This is a genomic window from Enterococcus raffinosus (assembly GCF_018917525.1).
GTDB lineage: Bacteria > Bacillota > Bacilli > Lactobacillales > Enterococcaceae > Enterococcus_A > Enterococcus_A raffinosus_A.
The window spans coordinates 1-784 of record NZ_JAHLOS010000103.1 but is presented as its reverse complement, the minus strand read 5'-3'; the positions used below and the strand labels follow the sequence as shown (position 1 = coordinate 784).

The window sequence follows — 784 nt, the reverse complement described above, 5'->3', positions numbered from 1 at the left end:
CGCCAGCGTTCGTCCTGAGCCAGGATCAAACTCTCATAAAAAGTGTTTGAAACAGTCTTGCGACTGTTAAGCTCAATTGTAATAATTGACTTGCTAGCATATTGCTTGCTATGTTGTTTGCTTCTATATAATAGAAGCGCCCTACACATTTGGTTTGTTTTATTCGTTCAGTTTTCAAAGATCTACATTGTTTGTCGCTTTGTTTCAGCAACTTTTATATCTTAACAGCTTGCCAAGCAAATGTCAACAACTTTTTTGAAGTTTTTTTGAAAAAGTTATATTCAATATTTCAGCAACTCAGTTATAATAACTTAATATCTTGAAAGTGTCAATGGTTTTATTCAATAATTTTTAATTATCATTTAAAACTCATAAAAGCAGATATCTTCTAGTTACCATAACTAACAACAGTCATTTAAACTCCAAAGAATTTCCTCTTTATTTAAAAACTGTTACTATTGAAATAAAAATTCCATCCTTTATCAGGATGGAATCCGCGTGGCGACGTCCTAATCTCACAAGGGGCAACCCCTCACTACAATCGGCGCTAAGAAGCTTAACTTCTGTGTTCGACATGGGAACAGGTGTATCCTTCTTGCTATCGCCACCACACTGGTATTCAATTGAGTAAACATCGTTCACTCAAAACTGGATCAGAAACATTCTAACAACCGTGAATCAATTTTTGGTTAAGTCCTCGATCGATTAGTATCAGTCCGCTCCGTACATCACTGCACTTCCACTCCTGACCTATCTACCTGATCATCTCTCAGGGATCTTACTT

General features: G+C 36.2%; 2 rRNA genes. Both read right to left on the bottom strand.

The window, feature by feature from the left end:
• Window positions 1–496: 496 nt before the first annotated feature.
• A 5S ribosomal RNA gene (rrf, locus tag KQI58_RS22450) occupies window positions 497–612 on the bottom strand.
• Window positions 613–685: 73 nt separating this feature from the next.
• Window positions 686–784: ribosomal RNA gene (locus tag KQI58_RS22445) — 23S ribosomal RNA — on the bottom strand; the annotation flags it as partial.